The organism is Alkalilimnicola sp. S0819 (assembly GCF_009295635.1).
GTDB lineage: Bacteria > Pseudomonadota > Gammaproteobacteria > Nitrococcales > WHIW01 > S0819.
Map to the genome: position 1 here is coordinate 284,956 of NZ_WHIW01000003.1, position 10,884 is coordinate 295,839.

General features: G+C 67.1%; 12 protein-coding genes. 4 read left to right on the forward strand and 8 right to left on the reverse strand.

The annotated features are described in order from the left end of the window. Positions 1-152: 152 nt before the first annotated feature. A complete protein-coding gene (locus GBG68_RS04265) occupies positions 153-1,319 on the reverse strand; it encodes a toxic anion resistance protein (protein ID WP_152145469.1) in 1,167 nt (388 codons plus the stop codon). Beyond that, entirely contained in the window at positions 1,316-2,272 is a 957-nt protein-coding gene (locus tag GBG68_RS04270) for a cobyrinic acid a,c-diamide synthase (RefSeq protein ID WP_152145470.1), read from the reverse strand. Before GBG68_RS04270 ends, GBG68_RS04265 begins: the two co-directional genes overlap by 4 nt. A 98-nt stretch (positions 2,273-2,370) precedes the next feature. On the opposite strand from GBG68_RS04270, the gene GBG68_RS04275 reads away from it, so the two are divergent. Next, complete coding sequence (locus tag GBG68_RS04275; protein WP_152145473.1) at positions 2,371-3,468, forward strand: PQQ-dependent sugar dehydrogenase; 1,098 nt, start codon at positions 2,371-2,373, stop codon at positions 3,466-3,468. On the opposite strand, the gene GBG68_RS04280 is transcribed toward GBG68_RS04275, so the two are convergent. Beyond that, on the reverse strand, positions 3,449-5,269 hold the full coding sequence (locus tag GBG68_RS04280; protein WP_152145475.1) for a putative bifunctional diguanylate cyclase/phosphodiesterase: 1,821 nt from the start codon (positions 5,267-5,269) through the stop codon (positions 3,449-3,451). The genes GBG68_RS04275 and GBG68_RS04280 overlap by 20 nt on opposite strands. 154 nt (positions 5,270-5,423) lie before the next feature. On the opposite strand from GBG68_RS04280, the gene GBG68_RS04285 reads away from it, so the two are divergent. Beyond that, entirely contained in the window at positions 5,424-6,026 is a 603-nt protein-coding gene (locus GBG68_RS04285) for a transglycosylase SLT domain-containing protein (RefSeq protein ID WP_152145476.1), read from the forward strand. A gap of 73 nt (positions 6,027-6,099) precedes the next feature. Next, positions 6,100-6,351, forward strand: a complete 252-nt coding sequence (locus tag GBG68_RS04290; RefSeq protein ID WP_152145479.1) for a hypothetical protein — start codon at positions 6,100-6,102, stop codon at positions 6,349-6,351. A 9-nt stretch (positions 6,352-6,360) separates the two neighbouring features. On the opposite strand, the gene GBG68_RS04295 is transcribed toward GBG68_RS04290, so the two are convergent. The 3 genes from GBG68_RS04295 to fabV are packed head-to-tail and all read right to left on the reverse strand — an operon-like array spanning position 6,361 to position 9,354. Further along, positions 6,361-7,293: a Gfo/Idh/MocA family protein gene (locus GBG68_RS04295; RefSeq protein ID WP_152145481.1), complete on the reverse strand. Its 933-nt coding sequence runs from the start codon at positions 7,291-7,293 to the stop codon at positions 6,361-6,363. After that, positions 7,290-8,078 carry an acyl-ACP--UDP-N-acetylglucosamine O-acyltransferase gene (gene lpxA / locus GBG68_RS04300; RefSeq protein WP_152145483.1) on the reverse strand — a complete coding sequence of 263 codons (789 nt, stop codon included), beginning with the start codon at positions 8,076-8,078 and terminating at the stop codon, positions 7,290-7,292. The genes GBG68_RS04295 and lpxA overlap by 4 nt, the downstream gene beginning before the upstream one ends. Then, a complete protein-coding gene (gene fabV, locus GBG68_RS04305; RefSeq protein WP_319020491.1) occupies positions 8,065-9,354 on the reverse strand; it encodes an enoyl-ACP reductase FabV in 1,290 nt (429 codons plus the stop codon). Before fabV ends, lpxA begins: the two co-directional genes overlap by 14 nt. 75 nt (positions 9,355-9,429) lie before the next feature. Between fabV and GBG68_RS04310 the strand changes: the two genes are divergently transcribed. Continuing rightward, entirely contained in the window at positions 9,430-10,056 is a 627-nt protein-coding gene (locus tag GBG68_RS04310; RefSeq protein WP_152145485.1) for a GDSL-type esterase/lipase family protein, read from the forward strand. Positions 10,057-10,076: 20 nt separating this feature from the next. Here the strand turns inward: GBG68_RS04310 and GBG68_RS14095 are convergent, their stop codons facing one another. Next, entirely contained in the window at positions 10,077-10,244 is a 168-nt protein-coding gene (locus tag GBG68_RS14095) for a hypothetical protein (protein WP_193222214.1), read from the reverse strand. A 58-nt stretch (positions 10,245-10,302) separates the two neighbouring features. Continuing rightward, on the reverse strand, positions 10,303-10,506 hold the full coding sequence (locus tag GBG68_RS04315) for a DUF3185 family protein (RefSeq protein WP_152145486.1): 204 nt from the start codon (positions 10,504-10,506) through the stop codon (positions 10,303-10,305). Between the last annotated feature and the right edge of the window lie 378 nt (positions 10,507-10,884).

The following is a 10,884-nucleotide window of genomic DNA, read 5'->3' on the forward strand; positions in this document are numbered from 1 at the left end:
AATTGCTGCTGCACGGCGACCTCTAGCTCTCGCGGAGCCCCGCCCTACCCAGGCTCGCCCCCGCCCGTGATCGTTGCTTGTGGAGCGTAATCCGGAGAGGCTGCTGGGCTTTCCGGGGCGCGGACTCCCTACAACGCCAGGCGCGGGGCTGATCAGCTCGCCGGCTGCGCGGCGTTCCCCTCGTCCAGGCGCCGTATCGCCGCATCCCCCTGGGCGCCCAGCTCCTCCAGCCGGCCGATCTGCTCATCGAGTCTCGGCAGCGCCTCGCGGCGATAACGGGAGAGCTCGTCGATGGCCCCCATCACGTCCCCGAAGGCCTGTTCCAGCTGCTCCATATCCAGCACCGTGCCCGAGGCACGGGTCTGGATCTCCACCCCCTGCTGGCGCAGCGCCCGGGAGGTGCCGGCGATCATCTCCGAGGTGCTGCTGTTGAGTGCCTGCACCCGGTCCAGCACCAGGCGCTGATTGGCCAGCGCCATGGCTACCGCCACCGCCACGTTGAGCGCCGACACGGTGACGTTCAGCGCCCGGTCCACCCCGCGCATCAGCTCGCGGTTGTTGCGGATCACCACTTCCAGGGCCAGCACGCCCTGCTGGCTCACGGCCAGCTGCTGCTGCAGGTCCACCACGCGCTGGCGCAGCGGAAAGAGCAGTTCCTCCTCGATGAAGCCGCGCCGCGGCGAGCCCGCGGGCAGATCGGTGAGCCGCTGCGCAAACCGGCGGTCGATCATCCTGCCCAGCGCGATCTGGCGACGCAGCTGGGCGATGACCTCTCGCAGGGCCTGCTGGTCATCAGCCAGGGTGATGTTGTCCCGGCGCAGCATCTCTCGGCCGCCCTCCAGGTCCTGGATGATGTTGTCCACGGTCTGCTGGGCGGTCTCGAACTTGTGAAAGTAGCGCTGCAGCGGACTGCTCACCCCGGGCAACAGCGCCAGCGCGCGGCTGAGCCCCCCCCCGGAGAGCTTCTGCCGGCCGGGGTCCAGGCCCTGCATCTGCTCGCGCAACTGCAACAGCGCACCGGCAATCGGCCCGCCTTCCTCACCCTGCCGGGCCAGCTGGCGTATGGGGGTCTGCAGCATGTCGCTGCGATGGGCCGCCTGGCGCTGGATCTCGATACCCATGCCGTCCACGGATTCGCGATGACGCTGGGCGTCCTCGTCGCCGCCGGCCAGCACCTGCTCGACGAAGGTATCGGCTTGGGCCGCCAGCTGCGGGTCTTCTACCGGGGTCTGGTCCGCCTGGCTCAGTTCCCGCTCCAGGTCCGCCACCGGCGGCAGGGAAAGCCCCGAGCCCGATCCCTGTTCCGCTTGCTTGCTCATACCCGCTCCCCTCTGTCGTAACGCTGGGCTTGATCCATGAACCTCCCCAGTTCCCGCAGGGCCTGATCCGCCGCCACCGAGGCCTGGCTGGGTTCGGTGCGCAACCGGGCGATGGAGGCCGCCGCGTCATCCAGGGCCGTCACCGCCGCCTCGTTGCGCCCGCTCAAGGTGCGCAGTCGCCGCTCGGTATCCTCCAGCAACGCCAGGCGGCGATGCAGCGCCTCGCGCTCCTCGGTGCTGAGTTTGCCGCCGTCACGGCTCAGACGTCGTTGCACGTATTCCCCGTCCACGCCCGCCACGCCCCGCAACAGCGACGCCATGGTGTTGAGCTGGTCGGTGGCATTGCGACAGACCTCGGCGGCAAGCCCCGCGGCACGCTGGTGCGCCAGCTCCCCGGGCTGAAACTTGTCCGCCAGCACGGCGCCCACATGGGCATAACGGCTGTAGAGCCGGTCCGCCTGCACGGCCAGGTCCGGACGATGCTGCGTCAGCAGCCGGCCCTTGGCCTCACACAGGCCCAGCACCACCGCATCGGCATCCACGGGCGGCCGGTTTGGGTCCAGTACCGCCAGGCCCGCCTCTCGCTCCTGCTGCTCCAGCCGTGCTCGCGCCTTCAAGGCCTCGGCCTCTCGCGCACGCTCCCGTCGCCGTTCCTGCCAGCGGGCACGAAACCGCCGCCAGCGGCTCTCCAGCGGCACCTCCACCGCCAGCGCCCCCAGACCCAGCAACCAGCCGGCCAGACTCGGCCCCCAGCCGCCCCACAAGGAGGTGAGCCAGATCAGGAAGGCGATGAAGGGGACAATGAACCAGTAGCGCAGCAGCACCTGCCAACGCCGCGGCGGCTGGTCGGGCCGATGGGGCACGGCCACGCGGGGGTTGTACATGCCCAGCAGAAACCACACGGGGCAGGACAGGAACAGTCCGATGGCGAAGCCTTGCAGCAGGGCGAACATGGGGTGCTAATACGCTCCCTGATCCTTGAGATTCACAATCGCTATCCTACAGTACTGCCCTCATACAGTACTGCCCAAAATTCGTTCCAGGAGCGCTCATGCGTCTGCTCGCCACCCTGCTCCTCTGCCTCGGGCTCGCCGACGCTTCGGCCCGCACGCTGGTGAGCGATGCCGGCACCCTGCGGGTGGAGAGGCTGGCCAGCGGCCTTGAACACCCCTGGGGGCTCGCCTTTCTGGCGGATAACCGGCTGCTGATCACCGAGCGCGCCGGGCGGATGCGGATCTGGTCGGCCAGGGAGGGGCTATCCGAGCCCGTGGAGGGCTTGCCGGAGATTGCCGTGGGTGGTCAGGGCGGCTTGCTGGATGTGGCCGTGGAGCCCGCCGAGCCACACCCCTGGGTGTACTTCTCCTACGCCGAGCCACGGGACGGCGGCGCCTCCTCCACCGCCCTGAGCCGTGCCCGACTGGCGAATGGGCGCCTGACGGGACTGCAGCATCTGTTCAGCCAGCAGCCCAAGGTGTCGGGCGACAAACACTTTGGCGGCCGAATCGTGCTGAGCGGCGGGGACACGCTGTATCTGACCACCGGCGAGCGTTTCCGCTTCGACCCGGCACAGCGACTGGACGATCATCTGGGCACGATCATTCGCCTGCGCCGGGACGGCGGCGTGCCCCGGGACAATCCCTACATCGGGCGGGCGGGCGCCCTGCCGGAGATCTGGAGTCATGGCCATCGCAATATACTGGCGGCGGCCCGGCATCCGACCGATCACAGCCTGTGGGTGGCGGAAATGGGGCCGCGCAACGGCGATGAGCTGAACCGCATCGAGAAGGGCGGTAATTATGGCTGGCCGCTGGTGAGCTGGGGCGAGCATTATGATGGCCGGGACATTCCGAACCCGCCCACGCGGCCGGAATTCATCGGCTCCGCCCTGTACTGGAGCCCGGTGATCGCGCCTTCCGGGATGATCTTCTACACCGGAGACGCCTTCCCCGCCTGGCACGGCAGCGCGCTGATCGGCGGCCTGCAATCACGGGGGCTGGTGCGGGTGACAATCGACGGTAATCGCGCCCGCGAGGTGGAACGCCTCGCATTGGGTGCTCGAATCCGGGCCGTGGCCGAGGGCCCCGACGGTCAGGTGTACCTGCTTACCGACGCGCCCCGGGGAGAACTGCTCAGACTCGGACCGAACTGAGCTCCTCTCGCCCCATCCATTCCAGCATCGCCTCGGGCGCGACGGGTCGGCACAGATGATAGCCCTGGGCCCGGTCACAGCCCATCTCGGCCAGCGCATCCAGCACGGGCTGGTCCTCCACACCCTCCGCCACCACTTTCAGGCCCAGGTTATGGGCCATCTGAATGATAGTGCGCACGATCACCCGATCGCCCTGCTCGCACAGCATGTCGCTGACGAAGGAGCGATCGATCTTCAGCTCGCGCACCGGCAGGCGCTTGAGGTAGGCCAGCGAGGAAAAACCGGTGCCGAAATCGTCTATGGACAACTGCAGCCCCGCGGCCTCCAGGGCCAGCAGCGCGGCCAGCGCCCCGTCCTGGTTGCGCATCATTTCCGTTTCGGTCAACTCCAGCAGCAGTGCGTCCCGGGGCAAGTCATGGGCCGCCAGGTGGGCGATGATCCGCTCCAGCAGGTCGGGCTCGCGCAGATTGCGGGCCGATAGATTGACGCTGATCGCAAGCGTGTAGCCACGCGCCCTGAAGGCCGCGCACTGTCGCGCCGCTTCCGCCAGGACCCAGTCCGTAAGTGGCCGGATCACGCCGGTCTGCTCGGCCATGGGGATGAATTCATCGGGGGGAATGAAGCCAAAGTGCGGATGCTCCCAGCGCAGCAGCGCCTCGGCCCCGCAGACCTGCCCAGCGGCCAGGTCCAGCTGGGGCTGATAGGCGAGTGTCAAGCCACCCTCTTGGATCGCCTCGCGCAGATCGCCCAGCAGGGACAGCCGCCGCGCGCTGTACTGATCGCCATCCTCGCGGTACACCGCGAGTTGCCCCTCCTCCTGGGCGGATTGCTGGAGGGCGATGTGGGCGTGGCGCAGCAAGGTCTCGGCATCCTTCCCATGTTCCGGGGCCCAGGCGATACCCACCTGGGCGGAAATACTCAGCGACATGCCTTGATAGCCCAAGGGCTGCTCGATCTCGGCCTGCAATTCCCGCGCGGCGCGCAGCAGCACCTCCGTGCCGTGCTCAGGGTCCACCAGTACGGCAAAACACACCCCTTCCATGCGCACCAGCCGCGCCTGCCCCTCTATACGCCGGGCGCCGGGGAACTGCCGCACCAGGCTCTGCAGCCGTTGCGCGAAAAGGGCCAGCGCCTGACTGCCGTTCTGATGCCCCAGAGTGTTGTTGATTTCCACGAAACCGTTGAAAGCGAACAGCAGCAAGCCGCAGGCCTCGTCACGACGACACAGCTCGGTCAGATAGCGGCGCAGCAGTACCTGGTTGGGCAGGCCGGTGAGGTCATCATGGTAGACCTGATGCTGCAAGCGCTGTTCCGTCTCCCGGCGTACCTGGATTTCCGCTTCCAGCTCCCGGGTACGCTCGCGCACCTTGCGGTCCAGCAAGGCGTTGTCCTGGCGAACCTGGCGGGTCAGCATGCGGGCTTGCAGATGAGCTCGCACTCTGGCCCGTACCACGGCCGGACGGAACGGCTTGGTGATGTAATCGGCAGCGCCCATTTCGAACCCGGCCGCCTCGTCCTCGTCCTCGCCCAGCCCCGTGGTGAAGATCACCGGGATGTCGCTGGTTCGCGGGTCGGCCTTGAGCCGTCGGCAAACCGCATGCCCGTCCATGCCCGGCATGCGGACATCGAGCAGAATCAGATCCGGCGGTGGTGTCTCCACGGCACGCTGCAACGCCTCCACGCCGTTGTCCACGCCGATCACCTCGGCCACGCCGGCGAGCACGCGCTGCACCAGCGCGAGCATCAGCGGGTCGTCGTCCACAGCCAGCACCAGGGGCTCGTATTCGTTCTTGTTCGTCATCTCCGGTTTCCCGAGCGGGCCCCCCAGCCAGTCTTTCGCGGCGTATGAAACGAGCTTAAGGCCAAGCCACTCACGTTTTCGTGCGGCGCACCGTGACCACCATCGCGCCCTACCCTAAGATGGTTGCCCGCCATCCGCAATAATGTCGCCCCTCATGCGCCCAATTCTTGCCTGGCTGCTCGCCGCGCTGCTCGCTGGCTGCGCCACCAAGCCCCCCAGCGAACCCCACGACGCCTGCGAGATCTTTCGCGAGAAGCCCGATTGGTATGAGGCTTCCCGGGAAGCGGCCGAGCGATGGGGCACGCCGGTGCATGTGCAGCTGGCCATCATGCACCAGGAGTCCACCTTTGTGCACGACGCCCGCCCGCCCCGTGGGCGACTGCTATGGGTGATCCCGTGGCGCCGGCCGAGCAGCGCCTACGGCTATGCCCAGGTGCTGGATGGCACCTGGCGCTGGTATCAGGAGGATACCGGCCGCCATGGCGCCAGCCGCGACGACTACGCCGACGCCGCGGATTTCGTGGCCTGGTATGTACACACCAGCCACCGCATGTTGGGCCTGTCCAAATGGAATATCCGCGCCCAATATCTGGCCTATCACGAAGGACAGGGCGGTTACCGGCGCGGCACCCACCGGCACAAGGGCTGGTTGGTGCGAGTGGCCGACCGGGTCAGCGCCCGAGGCAGCCGTTACCACACCCAGCTGAGCCGTTGCGCGGAGGCGTTGAACAACCGGGGCTGGTGGCCCTTCTGGTGAGCCGGCACTAGCAAGCGCCGGGGCGAGACTCCATATGGGTAGCTGACGCATGCCCGACTAGAGGGAGACACTCATGGCGCAATGTGAAGTCTGCGGCAACGACTACGATATGGCCTTCGAGGTGATCACCGCCGGCCACCGGCACATCTTCGACTCCTTCGAATGCGCCGCCCATCGGCTTGCTCCCCGTTGCGAGCAGTGTGGCGTGCAGATACTCGGGCACGGCGTGGAGGGTGAAGGCGCGATCTATTGCTGCGCCCATTGCGCCCAGGCCGGCGGGGTGCACGGCATCATCGACAACACCGCCCACGCCCGACCGTCCTGAACATGCTGCCTACTGCAGCTGGCGCACCACTTCCAGCGCCGTCTCCAGCGCCCGCAGCCCGTCCAGTCCGCTGACCACGGGCGCGCTGCCGCTGCGTACGCTGCGGATAAAGGCATCCACCTCGGCCTCGATCGCGTCGCCCCCCGGCAGAGTAATGCGATCTCCGGCCACATCGGGCATCTCGCCCAAGGTCGCGCCCGGTGAGCGGTAGTAATAATCCAGGGTATTGGCCCCCATGTCGGCGGCCAGATAGGCGGTCTTCTGGAACAGACGCAGGCGCCGCTCGGTCTTCTGGCTGATGCGGCTGGCGGTCAGGTTCGCCACGCAGCCGTTTTCGAACTGGATGCGGGCGTTGGCGATATCGATGTGATCGGTGAGCACCGGGACGCCACTGGCCTGTATGCCCACCACGGGGGAATCCACCAGGGTGAGCGCCAGATCGATGTCGTGCACCATCAGGTCCAGCACCACGTTGATATCGGTACCACGCCATTTGAAAGGGGCGAGCCGATGGGCCTCGATGAACATGGGCCGTTCCACCCGCTCCATCAGTGCCCGCACCACCGGCTTGAAACGCTCCAGGTGCCCTACCTGCAGCACGCGGCCGCCGGCTTCGGCGCGCCGCACCAGATCCCGGGCTTCCGCCACCTCGCTGGTGATGGGCTTTTCCATCAGCACGTGCACGCCGGCGTCCAGCAGCGCCGCGCCCACGGCATGATGATGGGCCGTGGGCACCACCACGCTGGCGAGATCCATCTCACCGAGCAGCGCGCGGTAATCGCTGTGCGGCCGGGTGCCGGTCTCCGCGGCCACCGCCGCGGCCCGTTCCGGGTCGGCGTCCACCACCGCTACCAGGTCCACCTCCGGATGGGCGGCATACTTCTGGGCGTGAAAACGCCCCAGGTAACCCACCCCGATCACCGCGGCCCGCAAGCGACTCATCGGCTCACCCCTCTCTTGCTGTTTTCCAGAAACGCCAGCAGGTGCTCCACCTCGGCGCTGAGCGGCGCCTGCCCACGCAGACGCTCACAGGCCGCTTCCAGACGCAGCCCGGAGCGATACAGCAGCCGATAGGCCTGCTTGAGCGCGCGCACCGCCTCGGCGGAGAAACCCGCGCGGGCGAGCCCCTTGCGGTTGAGCCCGTAGAGTTTCGCGTGATTGCCCGCGGCCATCATATAGGGCGGGATGTCCTGCACCACGATGCTGCCACCGCCGATCATGGTGTTTCGCCCGATGCGAGAGAACTGATGCACCGCGCACAGGGCCGAGATATTCGCCCGGTCCGCCACCGTCACATGGCCGCCGATGTGCGTGGCATTGCCGAGGATGACGCCGTCGCCGATCACGCAGTCATGGCCCACATGGCTGTAGACCATGAACATATTGTCGCTGCCCACGGTGGTGAGGCGCCGATCCTTCGGGGTGCCGCGATGGATGGTGACGAACTCGCGGAACACGTTGCGGTCGCCGATCTCAAGCGCGGTGGGCTCGCCACGATAACCGATGTCCTGGGGAGCGTCCCCCAGACAGACATGGGCATGGAGTACGTTCTCCCGCCCCAGGCGCATGGGCCCCTGCAGCACGCAGAAGGGGCCGATGACACAATCCTCGCCGATCTCGACATCAGGCCCGATATAGGCCTGCGGCCCCACCCGCACGCCCGGGGCGAGCCGCGCGCCGGCATCCACCGTGGCGCCGGGGTGGATCAGCGTCTCAGCGCTGCTCATCGGCGCTGATATCCAGCGGCTGGAAATCCACCTGCGGGTTCACGTCCGCCTGGTAGTCCACGCCTGGCAGCCCGAAACCGAACAGCTTCAGGAACTCTTTCTTGTAGTAGGCATAGTCGCTGATCTCGAAGAGGTTCTCGGTGCTGATCCGCGCCCACAGATCCTTGCAGGCCTGCTGCACGTCGTCCCGCAGTTCCCAGTCGTCCAGCCGGTAGCGGTTCTGCTCGTCCATCTTCGCGCCCTCGCCATACAGGCCGGTGGCGAACAGGCGCTGGATCTGCTCCATGCAGCCCTCGTGCAGGCCCTGCTCGCGCATGACCTTGAACACCAGCGACAGATACAGCGGCATCACGGGGATCGCGGAGCTCGCCTGGGTGACCACCGATTTGAGCACCGCCACGTTGGCCTCGCCCCCCTTGCCGGACAGGCGCTGGTTCAGCGTCCTGGCGGTCTGGTCCAGGTGCTGCTTGGCGCGACCCAGAGTGCCATGCCAGTAGATCGGCCAGGTGATGTCGGTGCCGATATAGCTGTAGGCCACCGTCTTGCAGCCCTCGGCCAGTACGCCGGCCTCGTCCAGGGCTTCGACCCAGAGCTGCCAGTCCTCCCCGCCCATCACCTTGACGGTGTTCTCGATCTCTTCCTCGGTGGCCGGGCCCACCTCGGCTTCGGTGATCACATCGCGGTTGGTGTCGATGGCGGTGGACTTGAAGGGCTCGCCGATGGTCTTCAGCGCCGAGCGCACCACCTCGCCGCTGTCCGGCAGCTTGCGCACAGGAGAGGCCAGGGAATAGACCAGCAGATCGATCTGTCCCAGGTCCTGCTTGATCAGCTCGATCACCTGACGCTTGGCCGCATGGGAGAACGCATCGCCATTGAGGCTCTTGGCGTACAGGCCGGCCTTGTGGGCTTCTTCCTCGAAAGCGGCGGAGTTGTACCAACCGGCGGTGCCGGGCTTGCGCTCGGTGCCCGGCTTCTCGAAGAACACCCCGATGGTGGCGGCTCCGGCGCCGAAGGCGGCGGCGACCCGCGAGGACAGGCCATAGCCGCTGGACGCCCCCACCACCAGCACCCGCTTGGGGCCGTTTTCCAGCACGCCCTGGGCGCGGGTGTAGTCGATCTGCTCGCGCACATGGGCCGCGCAGCCGGTGGGATGCGTGGTGGTGCAGATGAAGCCGCGGATTTTCGGTTCAATGATCACGATGAAGGCCTTTTCGTCATTCTGAAGTGATACGGTGAGCAGATGATACCCGTGTTGAACGCCGACGACAGCCCGCACCGACAACCGTCTTGACAGCGAACCTCCCGGCCGACGATGCCGGGAACAGACCCAACACGCACGGAGCCTTCCCTCATGCGACGCCTACTCCTCCTGCTCCTGGCCACGGGCTTGCTGTTCGCCTGCGAACGCACCCCGCCGCAGTACCCGGTGCTCCCCGCAGGCAGCACCGTGCTTGCCTTCGGCGATAGCGTGACCCACGGCACAGGCGCCCCGGACGGCGCCGACTTCCCCGCGCGGCTCGCCGCCCTCAGCCAATGGCGCGTGATAAACGCCGGCGTGCCCGGCGATACCGCCGCCGCGGCAAGGCACCGCTTGCTGCCCTTGCTCGAGGAGCACCGGCCCGCGCTGGTACTGGTGGAACTGGGAGGCAATGACTTCCTTCGCCGACGCTCGACGGCGGCCGTAAAGGAGGACCTGCGCGCCATACTCGGCAAGGTACGCGCCCACGGTGCGCAGCCCGTATTGGTCGCGGTACCCGCCCCTTCCGCCTTCGGCGCGGTCACGGGCCGGCTTTCAGATGCCCAGCTTTACCGAGAGCTGGCCGAGGAGGAAGCCGTGCCGCTGGTGGCTGGGGTGTTCTCGGAGGTTCTTTCACAGGACGATCTGCGCGCCGACCGCATCCACCCCAATGCCGCCGGCTACCGACGCTTCGCGGAAGGCCTGGCGGACAGCCTGCGGCGTCACGGATTACTGGAGTGAGCGCGATGTCCCGGGCTGACTCAGTCCGAGGGCGGAGGCGGAGAACCGTCGCCGCCCCGCCCGGCCAGGCGTCGGGTCAGCATGACGACCGGGAGCAACACGAATACACCCAGAAACCAGCCGCCGTTGAAAAGCAGCACCAGGCCGATCACCAGGCCCAGCGTGAGCAGATAGGCGATGTAGGGCATCAGCGCCGCAGACGACCGGCCTGCGCCAACAGCCCGTCCCCCACACCAGCGGGCGCCGTCATTTGCGGAAAAACGCCAGAAAACCACCGGCAACCACACAGACCGCGCCGCCGATGATGTACCACATGGTCTCGTCGCTGAAGCGTCCGGTCAGGGTCTCGGCCACCTGCTCGCCCACCGACTGACTCGCCTGCCAGCCGAAGAACAGCAGGATCGCCCCCACCACCAGCAGCACCAGCCCGATCAGCTTGTTGTTTCCCATGCTTGCGCTCCCTGTATGAATGACCGCTCTCAGCATGCCCGTGCCGTGTATGACTGACAACACGGCCGCGAACAGCGCTCCTCCTTCATCTTCCCTTACAGGCGAAGAATCGGGCAAGAATAAGGTTCTTCGCGGCTTGGCGGGAAGCTTTGAAATCAAAACGGACGCTGGCGCCGTGGCTCCGGCCTTGTGCCCACCGCCGGGTCAGGGTGGGGCTTTCCGGGTTCCGCGTCTTGGTCCCGGGCTGCGCCCACCGAAGCGTGAAGGCCCTGGGGCGGGTACGGCCGGCGGCGGCCGTCGATGCAGCCGAGCATCGCAGCCGGAAGGGGATCAGCGAGCAGCTTGTTTGAGCGTAGCGAGTTTGCTGCTCGCCCCCTT

Bases quoted from the DNA above. Each gene is read 5' to 3' on its own strand.
- GBG68_RS04265 (WP_152145469.1), bottom strand. From the start codon at position 1,319: ATGAGCAAGCAAGCGGAACAGGGATCGGGCTCGGGGCTTTCCCTGCCG.
- GBG68_RS04270 (WP_152145470.1), bottom strand. From the start codon at position 2,272: ATGTTCGCCCTGCTGCAAGGCTTCGCCATCGGACTGTTCCTGTCCTGC.
- GBG68_RS04275 (WP_152145473.1), top strand. From the start codon at position 2,371: ATGCGTCTGCTCGCCACCCTGCTCCTCTGCCTCGGGCTCGCCGACGCT.
- GBG68_RS04280 (WP_152145475.1), bottom strand. From the start codon at position 5,269: ATGACGAACAAGAACGAATACGAGCCCCTGGTGCTGGCTGTGGACGAC.
- GBG68_RS04285 (WP_152145476.1), top strand. From the start codon at position 5,424: ATGCGCCCAATTCTTGCCTGGCTGCTCGCCGCGCTGCTCGCTGGCTGC.
- GBG68_RS04290 (WP_152145479.1), top strand. From the start codon at position 6,100: ATGGCGCAATGTGAAGTCTGCGGCAACGACTACGATATGGCCTTCGAG.
- GBG68_RS04295 (WP_152145481.1), bottom strand. From the start codon at position 7,293: ATGAGTCGCTTGCGGGCCGCGGTGATCGGGGTGGGTTACCTGGGGCGT.
- lpxA (WP_152145483.1), bottom strand. From the start codon at position 8,078: ATGAGCAGCGCTGAGACGCTGATCCACCCCGGCGCCACGGTGGATGCC.
- GBG68_RS04310 (WP_152145485.1), top strand. From the start codon at position 9,430: ATGCGACGCCTACTCCTCCTGCTCCTGGCCACGGGCTTGCTGTTCGCC.
- GBG68_RS14095 (WP_193222214.1), bottom strand. From the start codon at position 10,244: ATGCCCTACATCGCCTATCTGCTCACGCTGGGCCTGGTGATCGGCCTG.
- GBG68_RS04315 (WP_152145486.1), bottom strand. From the start codon at position 10,506: ATGGGAAACAACAAGCTGATCGGGCTGGTGCTGCTGGTGGTGGGGGCG.